The 25843-nt window shown below is 44.7% G+C and carries 21 protein-coding genes; 15 read left to right on the top strand and 6 right to left on the bottom strand.

All coding sequences use genetic code 11. The features are described 5' to 3' along the window. The 3 genes from ACOV1R_RS05650 (at position 1) to ACOV1R_RS05640 (ending at position 3454) form a co-directional block, all read left to right on the top strand. A complete protein-coding gene (locus ACOV1R_RS05650) occupies positions 1 to 891 on the top strand; it encodes a LacI family DNA-binding transcriptional regulator (protein ID WP_128484964.1) in 891 nt (296 codons plus the stop codon). A gap of 249 nt (positions 892 to 1140) precedes the next feature. Beyond that, complete coding sequence (locus ACOV1R_RS05645; protein ID WP_003646052.1) at positions 1141 to 1668, top strand: MarR family winged helix-turn-helix transcriptional regulator; 528 nt, start codon at positions 1141 to 1143, stop codon at positions 1666 to 1668. Positions 1669 to 1696: 28 nt separating this feature from the next. Beyond that, positions 1697 to 3454, top strand: a complete 1758-nt coding sequence (locus ACOV1R_RS05640) for an ABC transporter ATP-binding protein (protein WP_217203089.1) — start codon at positions 1697 to 1699, stop codon at positions 3452 to 3454. Between the two features lie 488 nt (positions 3455 to 3942). Here ACOV1R_RS05640 and ACOV1R_RS05635 read toward each other — a convergent pair whose 3' ends face one another. Further along, entirely contained in the window at positions 3943 to 4461 is a 519-nt protein-coding gene (locus ACOV1R_RS05635) for a hypothetical protein (protein WP_016527312.1), read from the bottom strand. Between the two features lie 56 nt (positions 4462 to 4517). Next, positions 4518 to 6722 (bottom strand): glycoside hydrolase domain-containing protein, encoded by a 2205-nt coding sequence (locus tag ACOV1R_RS05630; protein ID WP_016511622.1) that lies wholly within the window; start codon positions 6720 to 6722, stop codon positions 4518 to 4520. A 720-nt stretch (positions 6723 to 7442) separates the two neighbouring features. Between ACOV1R_RS05630 and ACOV1R_RS05625 the strand changes: the two genes are divergently transcribed. Together ACOV1R_RS05625 and ACOV1R_RS05620 are read left to right on the top strand one after the other, a co-directional pair. Further along, positions 7443 to 8330 (top strand): ROK family protein, encoded by an 888-nt coding sequence (locus ACOV1R_RS05625; protein WP_015380854.1) that lies wholly within the window; start codon positions 7443 to 7445, stop codon positions 8328 to 8330. Positions 8331 to 8478: 148 nt separating this feature from the next. Next, a complete protein-coding gene (locus ACOV1R_RS05620) occupies positions 8479 to 8736 on the top strand; it encodes a winged helix-turn-helix transcriptional regulator (RefSeq protein WP_015380853.1) in 258 nt (85 codons plus the stop codon). A gap of 82 nt (positions 8737 to 8818) precedes the next feature. On the opposite strand, the gene ACOV1R_RS05615 is transcribed toward ACOV1R_RS05620, so the two are convergent. Then, complete coding sequence (locus tag ACOV1R_RS05615; protein ID WP_097558060.1) at positions 8819 to 9442, bottom strand: TetR/AcrR family transcriptional regulator; 624 nt, start codon at positions 9440 to 9442, stop codon at positions 8819 to 8821. A 99-nt stretch (positions 9443 to 9541) separates the two neighbouring features. Between ACOV1R_RS05615 and ACOV1R_RS05610 the strand changes: the two genes are divergently transcribed. Beyond that, on the top strand, positions 9542 to 10465 hold the full coding sequence (locus ACOV1R_RS05610) for an amidohydrolase family protein (RefSeq protein ID WP_003643344.1): 924 nt from the start codon (positions 9542 to 9544) through the stop codon (positions 10463 to 10465). A 169-nt stretch (positions 10466 to 10634) separates the two neighbouring features. Here the strand turns inward: ACOV1R_RS05610 and ACOV1R_RS05605 are convergent, their stop codons facing one another. Further along, a complete protein-coding gene (locus ACOV1R_RS05605) occupies positions 10635 to 11336 on the bottom strand; it encodes a lipase/esterase (RefSeq protein WP_003642226.1) in 702 nt (233 codons plus the stop codon). 193 nt (positions 11337 to 11529) lie between these two features. Here ACOV1R_RS05605 and ACOV1R_RS05600 point away from each other — a divergent pair, with 193 nt between their 5' ends. The 7 genes from ACOV1R_RS05600 (at position 11530) to ACOV1R_RS05570 (ending at position 18899) form a co-directional block, all read left to right on the top strand. Beyond that, entirely contained in the window at positions 11530 to 12435 is a 906-nt protein-coding gene (locus tag ACOV1R_RS05600) for a DMT family transporter (RefSeq protein ID WP_015380852.1), read from the top strand. Positions 12436 to 12570: 135 nt separating this feature from the next. Continuing rightward, complete coding sequence (locus ACOV1R_RS05595; RefSeq protein WP_054519072.1) at positions 12571 to 14412, top strand: collagen binding domain-containing protein; 1842 nt, start codon at positions 12571 to 12573, stop codon at positions 14410 to 14412. A 323-nt stretch (positions 14413 to 14735) separates the two neighbouring features. Further along, positions 14736 to 16145, top strand: coding sequence for a subtype B tannase (locus tag ACOV1R_RS05590; protein ID WP_015640916.1), 1410 nt, complete (start codon positions 14736 to 14738; stop codon positions 16143 to 16145). 178 nt (positions 16146 to 16323) lie between these two features. Next, entirely contained in the window at positions 16324 to 17418 is a 1095-nt protein-coding gene (locus ACOV1R_RS05585) for a PTS transporter subunit IIC (protein WP_003646040.1), read from the top strand. Positions 17419 to 17582: 164 nt separating this feature from the next. Further along, on the top strand, positions 17583 to 18332 hold the full coding sequence (locus tag ACOV1R_RS05580) for an alpha/beta hydrolase (protein ID WP_003644800.1): 750 nt from the start codon (positions 17583 to 17585) through the stop codon (positions 18330 to 18332). Positions 18333 to 18492: 160 nt separating this feature from the next. After that, complete coding sequence (locus tag ACOV1R_RS05575; RefSeq protein WP_003642219.1) at positions 18493 to 18750, top strand: bacteriocin immunity protein; 258 nt, start codon at positions 18493 to 18495, stop codon at positions 18748 to 18750. 35 nt (positions 18751 to 18785) lie between these two features. Continuing rightward, the gene (locus ACOV1R_RS05570) at positions 18786 to 18899 is read left to right on the top strand and encodes a hypothetical protein (RefSeq protein ID WP_013355899.1); all 114 of its coding nucleotides are present in this window, start codon (positions 18786 to 18788) and stop codon (positions 18897 to 18899) included. Positions 18900 to 19018: 119 nt separating this feature from the next. Here ACOV1R_RS05570 and ACOV1R_RS05565 read toward each other — a convergent pair whose 3' ends face one another. Beyond that, positions 19019 to 19990, bottom strand: coding sequence for a zinc ribbon domain-containing protein (locus tag ACOV1R_RS05565; protein ID WP_015380849.1), 972 nt, complete (start codon positions 19988 to 19990; stop codon positions 19019 to 19021). An 18-nt stretch (positions 19991 to 20008) separates the two neighbouring features. Beyond that, positions 20009 to 21457: a zinc ribbon domain-containing protein gene (locus tag ACOV1R_RS05560; RefSeq protein WP_015380848.1), complete on the bottom strand. Its 1449-nt coding sequence runs from the start codon at positions 21455 to 21457 to the stop codon at positions 20009 to 20011. Between the two features lie 1350 nt (positions 21458 to 22807). On the opposite strand from ACOV1R_RS05560, the gene ACOV1R_RS05555 reads away from it, so the two are divergent. Both ACOV1R_RS05555 and ACOV1R_RS05550 read left to right on the top strand, forming a co-directional pair. Continuing rightward, entirely contained in the window at positions 22808 to 24280 is a 1473-nt protein-coding gene (locus ACOV1R_RS05555) for a UbiD family decarboxylase (protein ID WP_003644796.1), read from the top strand. 136 nt (positions 24281 to 24416) lie between these two features. Beyond that, complete coding sequence (locus tag ACOV1R_RS05550; protein ID WP_003642213.1) at positions 24417 to 25796, top strand: SLC13 family permease; 1380 nt, start codon at positions 24417 to 24419, stop codon at positions 25794 to 25796. The last annotated feature ends 47 nt before the right edge of the window (positions 25797 to 25843 follow it).

Raw genomic sequence — 25843 nt, 5'->3', positions numbered from 1 at the left:
ATGACGAACATTCATGATATTGCCCGTTTGTCTGGTTATTCAGTTTCCACCGTTTCGCGCGTACTGAATCATCAAAATTATGTTTCTGCCAAAACTCGTGGAGATATTGAAGCGGTAATCAACAAATTAGATTATGTTCCAAACGCCGTAGCTCGTAACCTGAGTCGGGGGGCAACGTTAACTATTGGAGTTGTGCTGCCGCATGTTGATCATCCATACTTTACTCAACTGTTACATGGAATTATGCGAGCTGCTTTTGCTGCGAATTATCACATTGTATTACTACCATCCAAATGGGACTCGCAATTAGAGTTGAAATACTTGGAGGCACTCCGTCAGCATGCTTATGATGCACTGATTTTTACATCCCACGGGTTGCCATTAAAAAAACTTGCAGTTTATCAGCGTTACGGACGAATCGTATTGTGTGAAAATCCCCATGACTATTCTTTACCAGCTGCCTATGCCCAGCGTACAGCGACGTATGTTGAGGCGTTTACGTATTTAAAACAGCGACATCATCAGCGAATCGCGATATTAACAAGTCGACCGCTGGAGGTTAGTGCCACGACACAGGCGATGGTTGGGGCCTATGAACAAGTTTATCAGCGGACATTGTCACCGAAGTTATTGTATACCGGAATCATTACGGCGGAAGATGGCGAGCATGCTGGAACCTATTTTGCCCAACTTACTGAACCAGTGACCGCGGTACTGACTAATGGTGATGACATTGCAGTGGGGATGCGTCGAGCTTATTTGGCTGCGCAACGGCCTGTTCCACTTTTGATTGGGCAGGAGCATCAGTTGTCTGGTGAAGTGTTGGGCATTCCAACCATTGATCATCCGCAAAGTATTGCTTTGCCGGCCGAACTCATCATTAATAATTAATTACACTAAATTGAATAGTAATAAGTCCGCTCTTTCTGAGAACTGCTGGTCAGAAAGAGCGGACTTTTAAGTTATCGTGCAAATCGTAGTCTTGATAATTGAGGTAAAAGCAATATCGTTAATGATAGTTGCGGTGAAGTCGCAATTGGACAGGTAAAAAAATGTTTATATAATTAGTTAGCTTTTGTTGCATTTATCTAACTATCGTGCTAACATAAGCATCATTCAAATCAAGGAGGACAAAAATTCATGACAGTTAATAATCGTGATTTATTTAGTAGTTTTGGGAAGTTATTTCAAAATCGGGCCTTCGTCATGGCGGTTGCCCAACAATTTCATTTTGGAGACCATGGTTCTGAGCGTGGTCAAATGGGAATTTTACGGGTATTGGCGGATGCACCCGCTGGTTTAACCAATGCTGAGATTGCTGAGATCTTGGATATTCGACCAAGTTCAGTTAGTGCCACGTTGAATCGGTTAGAAGACGGGGGCTTGATTGAACGCGAACCAAGTGCGCATGACAAACGGGTGGTGATCGTCCGGTTAAGTGACCGTGGTCGTGAGATGGCGGACCATCGCGCGCAAGGAACGAGTGATTTAGCGGATCAGTTATTTGGTAATCTGACGGATGATGAGCGCGATCAGTTACAACATTTATTAGATAAGTTGCGGGCCAATGCGGATGACATCGATATTCAAGATTTAATGCAATTTGGTCAACAACACGGTTTTGGCCCACGTCCCGGTTGGGGTCATGGGCATCATTGGTTTAATTAAATTTTAGAAACACGAGGCATAAGAGCAGATGGAACGACCACAAGCAGCATACTCGCGTCCGGCGGGTGATAAATTTGATTTAAAACAATTCTTACAGTTGATTCGGCACGCTAGCCCTCGTTATTGGCAACTCTGGTTGGGCTTGGCATTAGGCTTATTGGCGACTGGTGCGCAGTTGATGGTGCCCAAGTTTGCCCAAACGTTGATTAATGGGTTTAGTCACGGCGTTAATCAGACCTTACTAATTGGTGTGATTGGCTTATTCTTGATCAGTGCAGTCATTAGCGCGTTATCAGGTTCCTTATTGGGGATTTTTGGTGAAAATGTTGTCGCTAATTTACGGGGGACTTTATGGCATAAATTAGTCCGGCTCCCGGTTCGCTACTTTGACAACGTTAAGACGGGTGAAATGACGTCGCGGTTGGTGAATGATTCGACGCAGATCAAAGACTTGCTCGCTAACGCATTTCCGCAAGTTGTGACGTCGCTGATGCAACTAGTTGGGGCCATCGCAATCATGGTCTTGATGGACTGGCGAATGACCTTGATTATGGTCTTGGCGATTCCAGCCGTTTTATTAGTCATGTTTCCAATCATGCGGCAGACGGGCAAGATTGGTCATGAACGCCAAGATGCTTTAGCTAATTTTAGCGGGACGGCAGAAGAAACGCTGAGTGAGATTCGCTTAGTGAAATCGTCCAATGCTGAACCAGTGGAAACAACGACTGGTGCACATCAGATTAAGACGTTGTATCGAATTGGACTACGCGAAGCCATTTATGATTCCATCTCAAGTCCAGTGATGACGGCAACGATGATGGCGTTATTCGTTGGGGTACTATTGTATGCGTCTGCGCGGGTTGCCAGTGGAACGATGACGATGGGGACTTTGGTCTCATTTTTAATGTATCTGTTCCAAATCATTGGCCCAGCTGGGATGCTTGGTCAGTTCTTCACCACGTTAGCAAAGGCCAGTGGCTCGACGGCCCGGATTCGGGAGTTGTTGAATGAACCAGAAGAACAATTGACGGTTGGTGTTGAACACGCAGTCGCCAATGAGACTTTGGCGATGCCCCATGTTGACTTTGCCTATGATGATGATCAACAAATTTTACACGATGTCAGTTTTGAAGCTAAACCAAATACGGTGGTGGCGTTTGCGGGACCGTCTGGTGGTGGTAAGTCGACTATCTTTGGCCTTCTGGAACGTTATTATCAACCAACCGCTGGTGAAATTAGTATTGGCGAGCAAGATGTTAATGAACTAAGTCTCAATAGTTGGCGGTCACAAATCGGGTATGTCAGTCAAGACTCGGCAATCATGGCTGGCACGATTCGTCAAAACTTAACGTACGGTGCTGATCGGTTATACTCCGACAATGAGTTGTGGCACGTCTTAGAATTAGCTTCCGCGGCTGACTTTGTACGCGCCATGGCAGATGGCCTTGAGACGCAAGTTGGCGAACGTGGGGTTAAAGTCAGTGGTGGTCAACGGCAACGGTTAGCCATTGCACGGGCTTTTCTACGAGACCCCAAGATTCTAATGCTCGATGAAGCCACTGCTAGTCTGGATTCCGAATCGGAGGCGATGGTACAACAAGCCCTCGGCGAATTAATGAAGGGCCGGACGACCCTAGTGATCGCCCATCGGCTGAGCACAATCGTGGATGCGGATCAGATTTACTTCATTGAAGATGGGCATGTGAGTGGTTCAGGTACGCATCAAGAGCTGATGGCGAACGTCCCACTCTATCGGGATTACGTTAAAATTCAATTTAAAGATTAACTAAAAATAGTTGGTTACCGAGATATTGATGTATAGTATCCAACTGACTTGTTGATTTAATAGATATCAGATATTTTGGGAGATAGATTAGCTTAAATGAGTGATTGAGCCAGTTATTTCGCGATGGCTGGTATTTGAATGAAGACGCTGAATTTGGAAGCATGGAAATTATCAAAGCTCAATCTTTCCAAATGTAGGTGTTATAACTAAGATAGTTGCTGAGTTCGGATTGCTGATTTGAAAATCATATGCAACAACTGAATCATGCAAACACAGTTTGCCAATCAAAAGCGCACATTAAAAGGCCACCATTTCTGGTGACCTTTTAATTGTGATTCAGAAAGCTAGCTTTTAGATATGTAAGGCGAAAGGTGCCATCACTGGCGACCCTTCAATTTATTATTATAGCCAAGTCAATTTTCTGTCGTTAGACTGAATAGAGCATATTGATTTCTAGTGAAGATTATAATAGTGTTGCGCAGCAACTATTATCGGTTATGGCCGAAACAAACCATGTATGTCATTAATGAAATGCTAATAATCATGCCATCCACTAAAATAGTTTTAAGAAGAATCTGTTTAAGCCAGAAAACGTTAGCTGATGATAGTCGAAACTCTGAATACCCACTTTTATTTTGCTCCCAATAATTCCTCGTAAGTTTTGAAGTACGACTGAACCACCAAGTGAATCCATAAGCGGCGCAATTAATTATTGTGGCCTCCACTGGATATCCATTTGCCATTATGAAAATTTGTCCTCCAGTACTGAGAGCCGCTATGAAGCTACTAATAAAATAGCCGATTAGGTACTTCTTTGCTGTTGGATTATTTTTTAGTGGCTCTAATAAATATTTTTTTCTGGCGTTGATACGTGCTCGGAGGTTGAAGAAACTGGCTCGCATCTTAATGCTTGGCAAACAAAGAATAACTAGCCCTATTATAAAGAGATTTATTAACGCTATGAAAATCACAGTACTAAGAGTGTTTGCAACCGAGTTAGATTGCATTTGCATCCCCCTTACATGGTCTTAATTATAATTTTTGGTACTCAAAACCGTTATTATCAAGCAACAGCCGCTAACAAAGTGATAATGAACATCATCATAACTGCTAAGGACGATTCTGTTGAAGCTGGCGTGGGTGTGAATTGTAAATCTGGATGCAAGTTATTAATATAGTCTAGAGCATTTGCGGGAATACTCAAAATAGTCTTTAGATTATTATTATAATCAGTTGCCTGAGTTTGAGTAACATTAACTGGTAGGGGCGCTATGAATTCATGGAAGTGAATGTCAAGTGTAATTTCATATTCAATAGAATATGTTTTCCCATTGCTGGCAGTGTGCTCAAACGTTGATTTAATTTTCAGGGTAATCGTCATGAGAGAAGTTTTAATAGATGTATTACTTGAAATATCACCATTTTTTATGACACCCGCAATTTCGTTCATAGCATTTGTCATATCAGATGAACCTAATGCAGTTTCATTCTGTGTAAGTAACTCTTGGACTGCATCACTAACAGAAAAACTGGTACTACCATCATTTACCTTATATGTCGCTGACACGGTACCATCGTCGTCACTAATGCTTCCTTCTAAATCAACTTTTAAAGAAAAATCAGCAGCGGGTGTTGAAATTGTGTACGTGTCACTAAACGCTTCAACTGAGACGGATTTCACAAAATTAAAGTAAGTATTTGTATTGCCTAGTTTCTGAATAATTTCATTAATTGCGTCTAAATCATCGCTTCCACCAACGCTACTACCAGCTGAGAAGTCATCCACTGCCGTCGAGCGGCTACTGTTAGAAGCTACCTTATCAATGTAAAAATCATCAAAAGCAACCTCATTAAATTGGTCAAAGGCCCATTCACTGGGCATTGGAAACCCGAGATTACCCGAAAAGCCAGTAGACATATCGGATACAAAAGCTTTTTCGGCTAATCCATCCACAATAATCGTATTGGCGACGTTTCTTGTGGCGTAAATACCAACTTGAAACCCGAAACTACTGATCCCACTTGCCACGCCAGTGAAGTATGGTTCGACCGTACCAGCTATGTCACCATCCTGAATATCGACGTCCACGGCAAAGTAGATAATTGTATCATCCGGGAAACCTAATTGCATCGCTGCTAAGCCAGCTTTACGCCCATCACTACTGCCCTTAGTTTGAGTGAAGTAGTCTTCATCATCGGATGCACCGTCTTGATAAATAGGGAAAATTTTCAAACCAGCATTAGTTAATATACTGATTTCACTGGTGGTTAGGTTTTTATCAACCTCACTGCTTCCAGTACCGGCTGTCCCAGTTAAGTAGCGACCGATGTATTTGTAACCAGCAGAGCTAAGTGCGGCGGCTTCACTAGCATCAATTTGGTGAGATGTCTCGCAAGCAACAGCATCGCGGTCAGGGTTACCGGCAGAGGTTAGAAGACTCATGAAAACGTCCAATCCTGCTGATGCACCAGTTGTTTCTGGTAGGGCCATATCGTTTTCAAAAGTTGCTACTGAGCTTGATACATCTAAAGAATAACTGCCATCAAAAGCCCCCGTATACGCTTGATTATTTACATAAAGGCCCCATTGTAGTATACGAACAAGATTATTATTATCACCAGTTGAAACAGTTGGAGTCAGTTCTTGCGTCATTGGCCCATAAGTTCCAGAGGCAGTGTCGGTATCAAGTCCTTCTTCGGCTTGTAAAGCATAAATCAAAGCGGTGTTTGTATCGCGTTGATAAACGCCATCACAGGGTAGAATGCCAGTATAGGCGAGATAGTCATGATTTAATTGTTGTTGCATCGTACGGATCTTTTCATAGCCATCCGCAACCAGGGTGAAGGCGCTCATATTGAGTAGGGCAGCCATGAACTGAGAATCCAGGGTACCGGATGTATCACTTAATCCAGCGTATTCCTTCATGGTTGTAACTGCCGATACAGTATCGCTAGTGAACTCGCCATCAAAAGCGGCGGAATCAATGCCTTTACACCAGAAACCACCCTGTATAATATATGCGATATTACCAGAATAACCAGGTACAATATCATCAGCAATTTCATCAAAGAGCTTTGCAGTTGTTGGCCCAAAGTTATCAACTAAATCAGTGATTCCCAGTTCATACTGTAAACCACGAGTAAGACCGTAAATTGTGTCCCAGCCAGTAAGACCATTTTCTGGAACACTACCAAATCCAGCGACGTCACCGTACGTGGAGTTTAACCATTGTTGAGTATCTAATACTAGTTGATCAGCCGTAGACACGCCTCCGTAGATTTATTTTGATAAAGCTTTATTATGGACTGTTTCACCGGATAAACAAGTCTAGCTATAAAACATCACCTAAATTTCTTGGAATGTTCATAAATTCAAAACGTCATCTTTGGAAATTTAGTCATGCAATCTTCTATAATTGGATGGAAAAGGTGTTTTTATCAATAATTCAATGATGCAAGATTTGGAATTACTGTTGCCTATTCCCAAAACTATGATAATTAAATCTAATGACCAAGAAATTACCGCATCCGTCACAGATTTAAATAACTGGCTATGCAAGGACTTGGAATGGAAAACTCCAAGTGAATTTTTTTCAGTAAGTGAACCCTTAAAATTGGACAATTTGTCATAGTAAAAAGGACTGCTTAACTTGATTTTAAGATTCGCTTAGCTTCTTTATTGAATAGGGTTCGAAAATATCTAGTTGGTCATAACACTACAATATAATAGTGATAAGTTGTTATTTCCATGAAAATAATCAGAAAGTATTTTAGGTTTAGTTTGCGGTCTGGTCTGTGATTTTCAATTGTTGGAACGGAACTGACATCGACTTAGACCGTTGTTTGTAGTTGATACAACTAGTTAAAGGGCATGAAAGATAATTGAAAACTACTGTATTTGAAGTTTGACAAAAGAATATACATTTTGTTGATTAATCGCTATCATTGTTATGATAACTAGTTTAATTGATAAAGGAATGATAAAACGATGCAGTCATTAGGAGTTATTGATATTGGTGGAACGACCATTAAGTTTGCTGTGTGGCAAGATCAGCAATTAGTTGCTAAGACCAAAGTTACGACGCCCACAACGCTAGCTGAATTTTACACTTTGCTAACCACGCAGGTCGCGCAGATGAAACGCGATTATCAAATTGCTGGTGTAGGCATTAGTTCGCCCGGGGCTGTCAACAAGGCAACTGGAATTATTGAGGGTGCCAGCGCACTGCCGTATATTCATAATTTTCGGATTCAGCCGGAATTACAACGCCGTTTTGAATTACCGGTCAGTATGGAAAATGACGCCAATTGTGCGGCGTTGGCTGAATTGGCGGATGGGGCTGGGAAGCAGGTTGCTAGCCTGTGCTTCTTAATTGTGGGAACCGGTGTTGGTGGGTCGGTCATTGTGAATCATCAAATTTGGCACGGCGCGCACTTATTCGGTGGTGAGTTTGGATTCACGCTCATGAATGACCATCAGATCTTAAGTGAGTTAGGCACCGCGGTAGCTGTTGCAAAGCGGTACAACGCGAGCCATCCAGCTCAACCTGAGCTAGACGGGCAAGCCGTGTTTGAACTGGCTGCCAAGGGTGATACTGATGCTCAAGCCGAAGTTCAAGTTATGGTTCGGGCCTTAGCGCGGGCCATCTACAACTTACAATACAGCTTTGACCCGGAATTGATCGTGATGGGCGGGGCGGTCTCAAATAATCCGCACCTACTCCCAGCAATCAATGCTGAAATTGAAAAATTGCGGGCAACGGTCAAAATTGCTTCTATAAAACCAGATGTTGTGGCTTGTCATTTCACCGATGAAGCTAATTTACGGGGAGCGGTCGTTGACTTTTGTCAGACGTATCTGGACATTCAAAAATAAAAGTCTGAAAAGTCGATGGCAAGCAAGTTATTCGCATTCCAACGCAAACTTACTTAGAATAGTCATAATGATTATAAATTCTAAGTAAGGAAGTATGGACTGATGGTAATGCGTGATCTAAAATATTGGCACGAAAGTCGGGTTAGGCGTGCTCAATGACCGGTGGGCCGCGTTAGTACTGATCAACCTGAAGGCGGCGCCAACTGAGATTATGAATTTGCGCCAGCGAGTTAGGGGCCTTAGCACGCTTAAACTACTGAATGTTTTAGCTAAATTAACCGAATTAGGATTAGTTGCGACTGCAGGGAACTATCAATTTCAGTTGACGACTGCGGGCATTAGTTTTCAAAAGCAACTGCATCAGTTGGAAGTGTGGGGCGATCAAATGATCGTGGCCATGCACTGAATATAATAAGTATTGACTGTCGTGACTAAAAGCTGGTCGTAATCCACAATTATGGGATTATGACCAGTTTTTAGTTTGGTTTCTAGTTATTATCGGCCCCAAGCGGACGATCGGAAAAGAGATGGTAAGCTGCGGTGTAGCGGCTCTGAACGATAATGTTGGCAACCACTTCAGATGGCTCCGGATGGGCCTTGGTCAGCCAGTGCTGAATAATTGCCAGCACGCCACTAAAGTAGATTGGCATGGCGTAGTCAGCCGGAATCGACTGGAAATATTGATGATTTAAGGGCGCCTGCTCAGTAGTGGCGAGTAAATTATCAATGAGACCGGCCTGAAACTGATCAAGAAACTGTGGATCACCATGGGGGCCAAGCAAGGCCTGAAAACTAGCTAATTGGGTGTTGATATTCGTTGTTAATTCCAGATAGGTTGGATAAGCATTCCGCGGGTCAGGATGAACCAAGGCAGCTTGAATCCCTTGGTTAAGGACTTGCTTTGAAACGGTTGCTTGTTCGATTAAAGCATGTTCGAAAGCGTGAATGAAGTCGTAAATATCTTGAAAGTGACTGTAAAAACTCCCACGACTAACGTGGGCTGCTTTGACGACCATGGTGACAGTCAATTTAAAGATGGGTGTCGCTGTCAGTAGTGTTGGGACAGTTGCGAACATTTTCTGTACGGCAAGCGGATAGTTAGTTGTCATCATGTCACCTCCTGTAAATGGTCAATTTGACATCAATTGTACATTTCCAACGCACTCGTTTGGTCTTAGACTATGGTTATTCTAAAAAACGAGGTGCAGCTAATGTCAAAAATTGATTTTCATACCCACTATTTACCAACGAGTTACGTTGAGGCACTAAAGCGTCATGTTCCAGGTGATCCTGATGGCTGGCCGACACCTGAGTGGACACCACAGCTTACGCTTAACTTTATGCGTGATAATGATATTAGTTACTCGATTTTATCGCTATCATCCCCACACGTGAACTTCGGTGATAAGGCGGAAACCATACGCTTAGTTGAAGCGGCTAACGACGATGGTAAAAGCTTGGCCCAGCAATATCCAGATCAATTAGGATACTTGGCGAGTCTACCAATCCCTTATGAACTGGATGCTGTCAAAACGGTGCAACAGGCTTTGGACCAGGATGGTGCTTTAGGCGTCACAGTGCCAACCAACTCACGTGGACTTTACTTTGGATCACCAGTCTTGGAACGGGTCTACCAAGAACTAGATGCTCGCCAAGCGATTGTGGCTTTGCATCCAAATGAACCAGCAATCTTGCCTAAAAACGTTGATATTGATTTACCAGTGCCATTGTTGGGATTCTTCATGGATACCACGATGACGTTTATTAATATGTTGAAATATCATTTCTTTGAAAAATATCCTAATATCAAGGTGATTATACCGCATGCTGGTGCTTTTTTGGGAATTGTTGATGATCGAATCGCACAATATGCTCAGAAGGTTTATCAAGTGGATGTTTATGATGTGATGCACCATGTTTATTTTGACGTAGCTGGAGCCGTGCTACCACGGCAGTTGCCAACTTTAATGAGCTTGGCTCAGCCTGAGCACCTACTTTACGGGAGTGATATTCCATATACGCCGTTAGATGGCTCGCGGCAATTAGGTCACGCTTTAACAACGACTGATCTATTAACAAATGAGCAGAAACAAGCGATCTTTTACGATAACGCCCATCGCTTACTGACTGAGTAAGTGATGTTAGGATAACTGTTGAATTTTTGGCGTGACCAATATTAAAACCGGAACATCTGTTAATTACTGGTGTTCCGGCTTTTTTACGTTATTGTTAGCATAATTAGTTGGGCTAATCTGCTGTACGGGTAATGCAAGTAATCAGAACCCTCGTCTAAAAATAAAGTGGCTATGGTGTTGCTGTTTTAGCCATTGTCTGACCGACTGTTGCGGTATATTCACGTTCACCAAGACTGTTGGGATGTAAATTATCTTTGACAAACCAGTTGTCGTTGTCTTGCGCAACGTATAGCCAATCAATGAGATGCACATTGTTATATTTTTTAGCGGCCGCGGCAATCAATTGATTGTTAGGGTCTTGCCAATCTTTGCCTGGAACGCGGGTGTTGACCCAGTAAATCTGGTGGTTGCTGCCAATCTGATCAATGATCCCATCGATTTCGGCGGCACTCGTTGGACCGTTCGTCCCCAAGTTGATCAGCACGTTTTTCTGAATTGCATTATCAGCTTTTAATTGGCTAATGACGGCTGGTGCTTCCGACACTTGGCGACCAACCTTGGCGTTAACGTTAAAATGGTCAAAGATTTGTTTTAAGTCACTCGTGGTGCGGACCATGATTGAATCACCGATCCCCGTCACTTTAAGTTTGCGCAGGACGTGAATTTCACTAGTGGATAATTGATATTTTTCACCAAGGGCACTATCCGAAACGGCGTGTGTAGCGCCCTTAGTTTTAGTATTCCCCGTAATGGCGTTGCCAATACTGACAACCTGTTGCTTAATGGTTGGTGTTGGAATGATTAATGCGCCACCAATGAAGACGACAGCAAAGATTCCGACCAACCAATAAATTAATTTTTGATGTTTCATTTGGCACCTCCATACCCCGCTATAAGATTAGCTTACCACCATTACAGTGTCAATTATGAAATTTATCATAAGGTGCTTAAAGTGGTGTGATGGCAGGTTTGTCAGTCGGACTGTCTAAGTTGAATTTGAAAAGATCATTGGAAAGTCAACTGGTGCTTGTTAGACTAAGGCTAGTGCTTTTGGAGGTGGTTAAATGCAAAAGAAAACGGTGGGACTGTTATTAGCCAGTGCCGGGCCTTTTTTGTGGGGAAGCTCGGGAACGGTGGCACAACATCTATTTGACACCACAACGATTTCGCCGTTGTGGTTAGTGGCGGTGCGGATGCTAGTATCTGGAGGTCTGTTAATTTTATATGGATTTAGTCGCCGGTTACCGGTCATGGTCGTGTTTCATGACTGGTGGGCAACGGTGCGTCTGATTGTGTTCAGCCTGTTCGGGATGGCTGGCGTTCAATTGACTTATTTTATGGCAATCAGTACTGGTAATGCGGCGATGGCCGCAATTTTGCAATTCTTGTCACCGGTGATGATTATTATCTTTATCACCGCCACGACTTGGCAGCTTCCAGGGAAAGTGGATGTCATTTCTGTGGTCTCCGCAATCGCTGGGACGGTTCTAATCGTCACGGAGGGGCACACTGACTCGCTGGCTTTGCCAGTAATTGCAATTATCTGGGGATTGTTGGCCGCGGTTGGTGCAACCATCTACACATTAATGCCAACAAAATTATTAAAAGTGTATGGCGCCACACCCATTGTTGGTTGGTCAATGCTGATTGGTGGTGGCTTGGTGCTAGTCGGAACAGGTGCTTGGCACCATTCGCCGCAGCTAACCTGGGTGGCGTGGGGACAAGTCGGCTTCGTCGTGATTTTTGGCACGATGCTGGCCTACTTGTTCTTTTTACAGAGCTTGGAATACATCCTACCAACGACTGCTAGTGTTCTGGGAGCTATTGAACCCCTAGCAGCAACCATTTTAAGCGTCTTATTTTTGCACGTTCACTTTAACTGGGTCGGACTGATTGGGGCGATAATGATTGTCGGGGTAACTATTTTGCAATTTGCAGCGACACGCGCCAATCAGTTTGTCTCTAAGTGAGCATTGATTGGTATAGATGGGGACCAAACAATATATGAACATATTAATCGTTTTATTCACAAATTCTATTGAAAATCCATCTTGCTAGCGTATACTTTTCGATGAAGGATATTATGTTACGAGGGGGATTTTTTTATGAAGTTAAGTAAGCGGGGACTATTCTGGCTACTTGGGTTAGTAAGTTTTGCAATTTTACTACTATTTAGTCAGCCACTAGGGGCCCAAGCCGCAACTAATTATCATGCGAAGGATTACACAACTGCCGCATCGGTCATCAATGGTCCTGATTTTAAGCACGCTGATACCATTCAAATTCAGTATCAAATGAGTTTTGGGGATACGGCTTTCAAAGCTGGGGACACAGTCACTATTGATATGCCAGCTAATTTGGAACCACGGACCGTTGGGGCTACTTTTGATGTGACTGATGCTGTGACTGGTACGGGTGTCGTCGGCGGGGATGGTCAGGTCGTACTGACCATGAATTCGGCGATTGAAGGTAAAACTAATGTAAAGATTGATGTTAACCTGGGAATGAAGTACCGTTATGATGACTTAGGGGAACAAGACGTTGTGTTTGATACCCAAGACGGTCAAGATACATCAGTGATCAATATGGTTGCTAATGAAGCTAATATGTCTAAAAAAGGCACCATTGATAAAGAAAATGGCACGATTAAGTGGACCTTACTTGTTGATCGGCGTGAAATTACCATGAAAAACTTATCGATTGCCGATACCATTGGTGATCATCAGCAAATGATCAAAGGTATTGAAGTCTACAATGGTGAATGGTCGAGTGCCAATACTTACAAGCGGCGTGATAAGCTTAGTGACGATGCTTATCAAGTTAACTACAGCGATAATGGTTTTGACTTGAAATTCAACGATACAGTCAGCAACCTAGTTGTCATCGATTACTATACTAAAATTACGGATACAGAATTAATTGATCAAAATTATCATTTTAAAAATAAAGCTGTAATGGAATGGGGCGGCGGCACGTCCGGTGGCAAGAACAGCGAAGAAGCTAACGGTAAGGTCTACGAAAAAGTCGTTAACGGTGGGAGCGGTACTGGCGACTTAAGTTCCAGCTCGAGTTCGAACAGCTCTAGCTCAAATAATTCGAGTGACGTCGATTCCAGTTCCGACGATTCTAATTCTGAAAGTTCAAGCGCTGTGGACTCCAGTTCCGACGATTCTAGTTCTGAAAGTTCAAGCGCTGTGGACTCCAGTTCCGACCATTCTAGTTCGGAAAGTTCGAGCGCTGTGGACTCCAGTTCCGACGATTCTAGTTCTGAAAGTTCAAGCGCTGTGGACTCCAGTTCCGACCATTCTAGCTCAGAAAGTTCAAGCGCTGTGGACTCCAGTTCCGACCATTCTAGTTCGGAAAGTTCGAGCGTTGTGGACTCCAGTTCCGACCACTCTAGTTCGGAAAGTTCAAGCGCTGTGGACTCTAGTTATGACCACTCCGGTTCTGAAAGCTCGAGTGATGTAAATACTAGTTCTGAGAGTTCTGACAATACGACTACGGAACCAGACAATGGCCATCAGACTGGTGACATTGAAGATCCCGAAGATAATACGGCGGTTTATCCAGATATCGATGAAGATACTGGGACCATCGATGTTGATGGTGGGTTCGATAGTAACTACGATGGGAGTACGACTTCCAACAGTACTAATTCGTCAAAACCATTGAAAGATTCAACTTCGAGTGTCTTTACGAGTACGCCCGCTAACACAACGACGGGCCAAGATGGTGCTGATCAAACGCCAGCAGCGGATACTAAAAAGTCTAGTGCTAAGACAACGGTATCTGAAAGTGACGCGTTGACCCCATCAACGCCTAACCAAGTTGCTAAATTGCCACAAACTAACGAAGCTAAGATGGACAGTCAAGCGCTTCGTTCAGTCGGCATTTTGTTAGGTGTATTAACGCTAGGTGGCGGTGCACTTATCCGTCATTGGTTTTAAGGCTAACTGATAGCCCTAAAATGATGCACATATAATGTTATTTTTTAAAACGGCCTTCTGTTAATTCAGAAAGCCGTTTTTAGTTAGCGGTCATTTAATAGCTAACTTGAAATAGTTAGATTAGTTAGCAATGGCGACCATGGTCGTTAGAAGGGCTCACTGGTTAACGCACGGCAACATTAGTTTATGACGGGTTCACAAGCGGCTGCTGACTACGTTAATCGTTATTAGTCGCAATTGGCATAACTGGTTGCGCAATTCGATTTGATTTTAACTGGATAATGGGGGTAAAGTAACGAATAGATAGAAATGGAGGTCACAAGATGAGTAACCGATTGATTTTTGATGCTGACTGGCTGGTGCCGGAACAGGTCCAAGTTGCCGGGCAGGCTATTCAATATTATGCTGCCCGTAATATTCAGTACGTTCAGCATCCAGTCGCAGCGATTCAGGTCCTAAACGTCTTTGTACCAGCCGCATACTTGCATGGCAGTTCAGTCAATGGTTATCAGCGGGCAACGGCGCCAATTCTGATGCCGAATACGGTCGGCGGTTATTTGCCAGGACCGGCGGATGATCCGCAACGTGTCACTTGGCCGACGAATGCAGGGACGATTCAACAGGCACTTAAACGCGGTTACGTTGTGGTGGCCGCTGGAATTCGCGGTCGTACGACGGTTGATAAGTCTGGGCAACGGGTCGGGCAAGCGCCGGCTTTTATCGTAGATATGAAGGCGGCAATCCGTTACGTTAAGTATAATCAGGGCCGGCTGCCAGGTGACGCGAACCGGATCATCACGAATGGAACGAGTGCTGGGGGTGCCACTTCGGCTTTAGCGGGTGCGAGTGGCAATTCGGCTTATTTTGAACCAGCCTTAACTGCGCTCGGGGCAGCACCGGCGACTGACGATATCTTTGCGGTGTCAGCTTACTGCCCGATTCATAATCTGGAACACGCAGACATGGCCTACGAGTGGCAGTTTAATGGTATTAATGACTGGCACCGTTATCAGCCTGTTGCGGGGACGACCAAGAATGGGCGACCAAAATTTGAACCGGTTAGTGGTCAGCTCACAGTTGAAGAACAGGCCCTTTCGTTGGCGTTAAAAGCCCAGTTCAGTACTTACTTGAACCAGTTGAAACTCACGGCCAGTGACGGGACGCACTTGACGCTTAATGAGGCGGGAATGGGTTCATTTCGTGATGTTGTTCGCCAATTATTGATATCATCTGCTCAGACGGCATTCGATCAAGGGACGGATATTCATAAGTACGCAGGCTTTGTCGTTACTGGAAATCAGGTGACGGACTTGGATTTATCAGCTTATTTGAAGTCGTTAACTCGCATGAAAGCCGTCCCGGCGTTTGACCAATTAGATTTGACGAGTCCAGAGAATAATTTGTTTGGCGATGCAACGGCGAAAGCCAAGCACTTTACGGCCTTGGCACAGACGCGAAGTACGGTGACTGCACAACTAGCGGACGCTGAGCTGATTCAGGCGATTAATCCGCTCAGTTACTTAACGACAACTTCGTCACAAGTTGCTAAGCACTGGCGGATTCGCCACGGTGCGGCCGACCGAGATACGAGTTTTGCAATCCCGATTATTCTAGCAATAATGTTAGAAAATCATGGTTATGGCATTGATTTTGCGCTACCGTGGGATATTCCCCACAGTGGTGACTATGATTTAGGCGATTTATTTTCCTGGATTGATGGCTTGTGCCAATGATTTGAATACGATGAGTGAAAGCGACCAGCGAGTGCATCGTGCCTGGCTGGTCTTTTCGTTTAGTTGGCAACGATAATGTGATGAAAATACGTTGACAATTTTCAAAACACGTGGTTAAATGTAGCTATTCTCATTTTTATCTAATCATATTCTTATTAATTTAAATGGAGGCCTACATATGGAAGCAACTACGACCGCGGCTACCGCGACACATAAGATGAGTACCATGGATTACGTTTATAAAGTTTCGGCAGGTGTTTCTAATGCTATTTTAGTTTGTTTAGGGATTGGATTGTTATTGCAGTCACTCGCGAATTTTGTTCACTGGGCGGCATTATACCAAGTCGGTGCGATTGCGCAAGTGTTATTGGGACCGGCATTTGGAGTCGCGATTGCCACGATGCTCAACAGCAACACGTTAGTTACGTTTAGCGCCATGATTTCGTCGACGATCGGGGCGAACGCCGTCTTTTTCTCGCAGTCCGCAACTAACGGCGTCACAGCGACGGGGCATACGTTGGCCCAAGCAGCTCAGAGCTCGATCTTTACCACCGGTCAACCGATTTCGGCCGTTGCGGCTGGGTTAGTCGCGGTTCTGATCGGTAATTATTTAACTGGTAAGACGCCGCTTGATATGATGTTGGTCCCGTTAGCGGCCACTTTTGTCGGTGCGGTGGTTGGTCTCGGGTTAGCAGCCGTAACGACGCCCGCATTGGTCTGGCTGAGCAAGTTCATCGCGACTTCGATGAAGGTCAACCCATTGATCGGTTCGATGGCCGTTTCACTTGCCTGGGCGTTATTTTTAATGACACCTGCGTCTTCGGCCGCATTGGCGGTGGCGGTCATGTTAGATCCCGTCTCATCGGGCGCGGCCTTAATTGGAACAACCGCCCAGTTCGTGGGCTTTACGATTATGTCTTTTCGCCAAAACAACTTGGGGGCCAATATCGCGCAGGGGATTATCACGCCTAAAGTCCAATTTCCAAACTTGCTGGTGAATCCACGGTTAGCGATTCCACCAATGGTTGCTGCGGTTATTGCCGCCCCGGTAGCGACGATTGCCTTTCATTTTTCAACCAGTTACAAGCTGGCCGGCTTAGGATTGAATTCGTTAATTGCACCGATTTCGTTAGCATCGACGAACTTTAACAGTTTTATGGTCTATCTCTTGACTGGGGTGCTGATGCCAGCAGTTATTTCAATCGTGCTGTACCGCATTCTAGTTGCGGCAAAGTGGGTCGAATCGCAGCAGCTACAGTTGGAAATCGTTTGATGTCCAGCCGATATTAAGAGCCTGTTTCTATGACTGATGTGAAGGCCATGGAAACAGGTTTTTTGTATAGTGTTAGCTGTTTGTTCAGGATAGGGTGAGTGCTCAGGACTATGAAATGGGACGTAAATCCACTATATTAAAGGTGTGAATAATGAATAAGTGAGATGACATCGATGGAATTTAAGATTAAACGGGATGGGTTGGCGTTACAGGCAAGGTTGGAGACTCCGGCGGCACCGAGCTCAACGCTAGTCATCTTAATGCATGGGTTTACGGCCGATATGGGATATGATACGACCCAATTTGTGCCGCAATTGGCGCAGGCATTAGTTGCTCACGGCTTGGCAGTTCTGCGTTTTGACTTCAATGGTCATGGCCGTAGTGAAGGTCGGTTTCAAGATATGACAGTGATTAATGAGATTGCGGACGCTAAAGCAGTTTTAGATGAAGCGTTGACCTTACATTATGACCACATTGTCTTGGCAGGGCATTCGCAAGGCGGGGTGGTAGCCAGCATGTTAGCAGGATATTATCCAGACGTGGTCGACAAACTGATCTTGATGGCGCCGGCCGCAACGTTAAAGTCCGATGCGCAACAAGGTGTTCTGCAAGGTGCGACCTATGATCCACAACATATTCCGGCCTATTTGAATATTCGTGATGGCCTTAAAGTTGGTGGCTTTTATTTGCGGACCGCGCAACAGTTGCCGATTTATGAGGTAGCTCAGCAGTATTCCGGTTCGGTGACATTGATTCACGGTACGGCCGACACGGTGGTCTCGCCACAGGCTTCTGAAAAGTATCATGAGGTCTATCAGCACAGTCAGTTGCATTGGGTTCAGGACGGTGACCATCGCTTTAGCGGCGATGTGCGCGCTACCGCGATCCAATTAGCACTGGCCGCGTTTAAATGATGACTTACGCCAGTTAATATAATGTTAGGTTAGTTAACGTTGGTGAGTTTAAAGGCGGTGCTGACAAATTAGTTTAATGTTCAATGAAAATAACCTTAATCTTTTACCGGAAGACGCCTATACTAAGAGTAGTTAGTTTTCTGAAAGTAAGGTGTGCAACGTGAAAAGTGAAGTACAGGGAATCATTCAAGATTTATATCAAGAATTAGCACCAACTGCGGCGAATCAAGAAATTCGGGCAGCACTATTGAAGGCACACCAACAATTGAAACAGGCGCCCCAGCTTGATCATGCGCTAATTAAGCGGTTAACGAATGACGTGACTTATAATATTTTTACTAAACAGTTGCGCTTGACGCCAACTGAAAACTTATTGGTTAGTGAGTTACTATCGGTCAGTCATCGGTTGAGTGCGTAATGGCTGAACCAGCGACTCATTTTGGAGGTGGGACGATGCGCCGAATCATCGCAATCGGGAAAGCACTAGTGACGGCCGGATGGTTAATAACGATTATTCTGGTGGGTTACGGTGTTAGCCGTCAGCTCAAGCGGACACTATTCGAGTAGCACCCTGTTATCGGTTACAAATTAATTTGCTCAATCTAATGAATATAAAAAGCCTCGTAAATTAACGCATTATCATAAGCGTTAATTTACGAGGCTTTATTTGTGATACCTTCGAACAACTAGTATTGACTACCGAACAAGTTACCAATTTGATTGGCAAAGTCAGTTGCGTGACTGAGAAGTGCAGTCTGTAAATCCTGCAGAATAATTTTATCCATAAAGTAGAACAGCAGGCTAACGACTAGAACCGCAATAAGGTCTAGGTAGACGCGGCTAATTAATGGTTGGGTCACCGACTTGTTAATGACGAAGATCAAACCTAATTGCCAGACAAGGACACTAACACTCAACAGGATAATCGACCATCTGAAGCTAGCCGCAATGGTAAAGAAGTTATCAACACTGAAGTTAACTAGGGACGAAGCAAACCATAATAATAGGTTCACAATAATCGCGTAATTGGTTAACTGACCGAAGCGTTTCATATAGGTCGTAAAGCCGACTTTGGTCCCACGACTGCCAAGTAAGCAAGTGACATAGCCGACAGCCAGGTAGAAGCACATGCCGATTAGGAGACATAAGAAAATCTTTAAGTCGGTGGAAAAAGCTAATTTACTAATGTGGAAATAGCTTTGACTGTCATTGGCAGTGGTCAGAAACTTATTGCTAATGGTTACAGCGGCCAACGTCATAAATAGTGCTTCAATGACAAAGGAAATGTAACTAAAATAACTTTCAGTTCGGACTTCACAGCTAGGATTTTTCCAGCTAGCCAAGAGCCAACTAAAATAATTCTTAGCAGATGATTGCAGCTGTTGGACTTGTTGGTTAGTAGCCGTTCGTGTCGTATCAGCAGCTGCTGAACGTGATGCTGTTTGTTTTTCAGCGCTGGCCGATTGTTGTTGATTGGCTGAAGCTGTGCTGGTATGGACAGCTGCTTGCGTCGTTGCAGTCGTTGTTTGGGTAGCTGTGGCTGAAGTGGCGTTGGCCGTTGCCGAGGCCGGTGTCGCTTTGGTTAGATCGTAACCACAGTGGGTACAGAACTTTGCATTGGCAGCAATCTCAGTGCCGCAGTTGGGACATTTTTTCATAAGTTAAATTCTCCTTCATTAATTATCAGAATCATCGGATTTAGTGTACGACCGAATTTTTTGGGCCGGTGTGATTTTAACAATCTTGTAGTGCCCCCCGGTTTTCTCGACCGTCGCGGTGTAACGAAAGACCTGAATGCGTTCATCTTCAGAGTTGGTAAAGTCATATTTGACGTCATAAGTGATCTGACTTTGTTGTTTAGCTGCTGGAACCGTTGATAAGACAGTCGGCTCATAGGTGACATCGAGGACGTCATCATTGTCGTAGTAGCCCTTCGCCATTTGGACCAGTTCTTTGTAGTCCGTGTTATCGGTACCGTTGACGAAGTAGTCGTCCAAAGTGCGGTCATCGTAATCCGAAGCATCCGATAGGTCACCGGTGGACGTATAACTGCTGACAGCGGTGAAGATACCGTTCAGGTAGTCCGAGGCAGTATCTTTACTCATCACACCGGCAAATTTGAGGTCCACGTCTTGACCCTCAGCGTCACTAACGTTAGTTTGTTTGGCGGTCAATGTTTGTGAACCGGCTTTGTATTTACCAGTCAACATCATGCGATTAGACCAGGGAATATCATTCAGCGCCAGTGTGCCACTGCTGTTAATCGTTCCTTCATTTTCGCCATTGATATAAACGGTGGTATTCGGTGTACCATTAACGGTGAAGGAAATTGTACGTAAATCTAAGTCGTAAGTTTGGCCGTTTGCCCGGAGGTAATAGGTGCCCTCATTGGTAATCTGATGGCCGCTAACCGTTCCCTTGGCAGTCAAGGTGTATGAACCAGGAACATACGGCCCGATTTTATGCTCGTAAGTTGCTTTATTAGATGTTGCGACGTGCTTACCATTAACGCTGAGTGCAACGTTACGGTGGTTCGTCGCCAGTGTGGCATAAACGGAAGTGACTTGTAGTTGATACTTATCGAAAAACAACCAGGCTTTACCGGTTTTAACGAACTGAATACCGTAATCATTAGTCGCAGAACGACTTTTAAGCGAACTAGCCAGTGATGCTAATGATTTTCGATTGTTTTTAAAGTAAGTGACCATCGGCTTGACGCTATCATTTGTAATCTTGAGTGATGGGTCAGTGCTAGTTACTTGCTTCGCTAAACCTCTTCCAGTCTTGAGTGCGGTTAAGTCACGGTCGAGCTGATTGAGCGGCTGATAATAATTCTGTCCATACAGATAGCCACCAATCAGAATGACAACGATAACGGCAATTAGACCCCAACCCCAAGTTGGCATATGGCGTTGGGCTTGTTGTCGAACCTTGCGCGTCGAACTTGCTGTTGACTGCGCGGTGTTTACTGATGGCGATGGCTGATCAGTGGTTGCGTGCAACTTAAAACCGCAGTTAGGACAAAATTCATCCGTTGCGGCCACTGCTTGCCCACAATTAGGACAAAACGATGCTTGGCCGCGACGATCGTCAGCGGCTTTAAAAAATTGGTGCTGTTTATACATTCCCCGATGCTCCTCCAAAAATAGATTGATTAGTCGACAATAAAAGACTATTTACTGGAGTCTTCACAGTAAATAGCCGCTACTATCAATCGAGTTAAAATTCTGAATAAGACGTGTCACTTGAATATGAATAATAAGTGCTAATCGATGAATAAGGCTATTGATGACTAATCATCGTTAATAACTTAAGAAAGTCTAAAAATTATTAACATATTTTAAAGTATAAACATGATTAAACTGTTTATCAATATTTACACGGCGTATTTATTTAGTAATGCCCCAGTTTGCACAATAAACGACATGTCACGCATTAAAAATACGACTCGGCTAAATGCTGTGCCGGTTCGTTAGTCATGAATTATGATTGAAACGTGCCAAGTTTAGATTGTTATTCGTCAGCCGGTGCGCGTCCTATTCCGACCTCCGGGGCTGGGTGACAATTGCTGGAACGTAGCCGACGTCGATTTGAGCTAACGCCCAACCCGCGTCATCTCAAATACGAGTCTTATTCTAAGCCGGAAGTACCCCACTTCCGACTAAGAATAATTTGGCTACTGAGCATTGTCCACCCAGCCCCTCCGGTCGGGAAGTCGCTCGAATGGCTAATGAACGACCACCGAACTCGGTACAATTTGTCGTTGGCTATTTTGATTAAACAAAGCGTTAGGTGTATTAAGCCCTCTGTCAAGAGCTTAAATCTCACTACACCAATTCAGGATTAGTGAGCTATCTCAATATCATTTTCACCCTGACAGTTGATTGACAAAGTTATTGTTTATGACAAACAATGACGAATTCACCAAAAGTTGGGTACGCACATGTCCGCCATTCGAACACTGTCCCGACTGGAAGGCATTTCGGCCAATGCTCAGCACTGCCAAGAGTGTGAGGTTCAGACGGGGTGAGACTGAGGATTAGCCTAGCTAGGGCGTTAAGCGGTGAATTTCCGCTTGACGTCATAGCGTAGCTAACCGGAAGTCTCAGTCTGACCCGAGCACGTTTCACCAATATGGCATTAAAGCGTGGAAGACCAGTATTTAAGACGTGGGTTGCGGCTTAAATCTGTGTCCACCGCGTTCCAGCAATTGGCAGAAATGCCTGGAAGTCGGCGTAAGACGCGCCAACTAAGCAATTTTACGCTAACTCGAACTTTTTCCAGCGGGCCTAAGCTGGCTGCTTTTGACTTTGGAAATCAGCACGTTTCAATCATAATTAATACATAACAATCATCGACCTAATGCGTTTAGTTGTATTATTCCATTCACGAATAACATATCTGCGCAATCCGAATTGAACCCGCTTACGAGTGGCCGTATGATGGTCTTGTAAACTTTAAGGGAGATGAATGAAATGGCAGAACAACCATGGGATTTGCGTCGCGTGCTTGATGAGATCAAGGATGATCCAAAGAACTATCATGAAACTGACGTCGAAGTTGATCCAAATGCGGAACTTTCTGGTGTTTATCGGTATATCGGTGCTGGTGGGACCGTTCAACGGCCAACGCAAGAGGGTCCAGCAATGATGTTTAACAACGTTAAGGGGTTTCCTGATACGCGGGTCTTGACTGGATTGATGGCGAGTCGCCGGCGCGTTGGTAAGATGTTCCATCACGATTATCAGACGTTAGGACAATACTTGAACGAAGCAGTCTCTAATCCAGTGGCGCCGGAAACGGTTGCTGAAGCGGATGCGCCAGCTCACGATGTCGTTTATAAAGCGACGGATGAAGGCTTTGATATTCGTAAGTTAGTGGCAGCACCAACGAATACGCCCCAAGATGCTGGACCATATATTACGGTCGGTGTGGTGTTTGGCTCAAGCATGGACAAGTCTAAGAGTGATGTGACGATTCACCGAATGGTCCTTGAAGATAAGGATAAGTTAGGGATTTATATCATGCCTGGCGGTCGGCACATTGGTGCGTTTGCGGAAGAGTATGAGAAAGCTAACAAGCCAATGCCAATTACAATTAATATTGGTTTGGATCCAGCCATTACGATTGGTGCAACTTTCGAACCACCGACCACGCCATTCGGTTATAACGAATTAGGTGTTGCTGGTGCGATTCGGAACCAAGCTGTTCAATTAGTTGACGGGGTGACCGTCGATGAAAAGGCGATTGCGCGTTCTGAATATACGCTTGAGGGGTACATTATGCCTAACGAACGTATTCAGGAAGATATCAATACGCATACGGGCAAGGCGATGCCTGAATTCCCGGGTTATGATGGTGACGCCAACCCAGCTTTACAAGTGATTAAGGTGACGGCGGTGACTCATCGGAAGAATGCCATCATGCAAAGCGTGATTGGACCATCCGAAGAACATGTCAGCATGGCGGGAATTCCAACTGAAGCTAGTATCTTACAATTGGTTAACCGTGCCATTCCTGGTAAAGTGACGAATGTTTATAATCCGCCGGCTGGTGGTGGTAAGTTGATGACCATCATGCAGATTCACAAGGATAATGAAGCGGATGAAGGAATTCAACGGCAAGCTGCCTTGCTTGCGTTCTCAGCCTTTAAGGAATTGAAGACTGTTATCCTGGTTGATGAAGATGTTGATATTTTTGATATGAATGATGTGATTTGGACGATGAATACCCGTTTCCAAGCCGATCAGGACTTGATGGTCTTATCAGGCATGCGGAATCATCCGTTGGACCCATCGGAACGCCCACAATATGATCCAAAGTCGATTCGTTTCCGTGGGATGAGTTCTAAACTAGTGATTGATGGCACCGTACCATTCGATATGAAGGACCAATTTGAACGGGCCCAATTCATGAAAGTGGCTGACTGGGAGAAGTATTTGAAGTAACGTCATCCATTGCACTTGATGAGCGTATTTTTATCGCATTGAACCAAAATTTAATCTTACAAAGAGCCGCCAGACCAACGGAAGTGTGCTGGTCGGGGGGCTTTTTGCTGTCAAAATTGAAGGGAGCATGTAGCTCGTGAACAAGAAAACGATTGGCTTTTTCAGTGGAATCGCCGTATTTGCCATTATTTACTTCTTACCGATTGCCGGCTTGTCAGCTAAGGGGCAGATGGACTTGGCACTTAGTTTGATGACGGTCGTCTGGTGGGCCACCCAAATCGCGCAACCCGCGTTCGTTGGTGGGATTTACTTAATGTTGCTCATTATTATGAACGTGGCGACACCGTCACAGGTCTTCTCTTCGGCGTGGACTGGTTCAATTATGTGGCTCGTAATTGGGGCGTACTTGATTGCGGGAGCGGTTAATGAATCTGGTTTGGGTCAACGCATCGCGTACGCATTCATTATCAAGTTTGTGCGGAGTTGGAAAGGGATTGTGATTTCGATTTTTGCCCTAACCTTTATCCTCGCACTCCTGATTCCCCATCCATGGCCTCGGGCGTTCATGATTATGTCCGTCATTACGGTGGTCGCGGAAACGGCGAAGATGCCCAAACGCGATTTGGCTAAGCTAGGCCTCGCTGTCTTTGCTGCGTCCTGTCCACTATCCGGGGTCTTTTATACTGGTGACACGTCACTAAATCCGTTGGCAGTACAGGCCTCTGGTCAAAGCGTCAACTTTGTCTCTTACTTTATCTACATGGGCGTGCCCATGATCATTGCGGCCATCTTAACCATGTTTCTGTTCTTATTCCTCTTCAAGCCTAGTCAGGAAGTCCACATCGATGTGGAAGCGTTAAAGCAACAACAAGCCCAGTTGGGTGGTATGACGGGGAAGGAAGTTCGAACAATTATTTGGCTGATCATTGCGATTGCACTCTGGTTAACGAGTGGGATCACCGGTTTGGACGTTGGTTGGTTGACGTTGATCGTTGCGCTGATGATGAGTCTCCCGGTAGTTGGCGGGATCTTGACGGCCAAATCATGGGAAGGTGTTCCCGTGAACGTGCTCGTGTTCTTGACTTCGGCAATCGCAATCGGGAATGTCGGTGGTGTGACTGGCATGAATAATTGGATTGCGAAGACCTTGATTCCAAGCAACTTGCCAACTAATATTTATTTATTAGCGATTGTGATTACTGTTTTTGCCATGATTATCCATATGTTCATGGGTTCTGTCATTGCGGTGATGGGGATTACGATTCCGGCCTTCGTAGCGGCCACGGCTCATATGGGAATTTCACCCTTGGCCGTATCGTTACTAGTCTTCTCGGTGACAAACTTGCATTATATTTTACCGTTCCACAACCTCGCTGTCTTAGTTGGAAGCGACCCCGATACTGGTGGGGGTTACACACAAAAAGACGTGATGCGGTTAGGAATCCCACTGACGGCGGTTGTCTTTGTCGTTGCGTTAGTTGAGATGTTCTGGTTCCACCTCGTTGGGTTGGCATAAGCGGATAAGTTTAAAAAATACCCTTTTCAAACGGCCGGTTGGTCGGA

The organism is Lactiplantibacillus sp. YT640, assembly GCF_049745435.1.
In the GTDB taxonomy this organism is placed as follows: Bacteria; Bacillota; Bacilli; order Lactobacillales; family Lactobacillaceae; genus Lactiplantibacillus; species Lactiplantibacillus plantarum.
The sequence above is the reverse complement of the archived record's forward strand: the minus strand, read 5'-3'. Positions and strand labels throughout refer to the sequence as shown.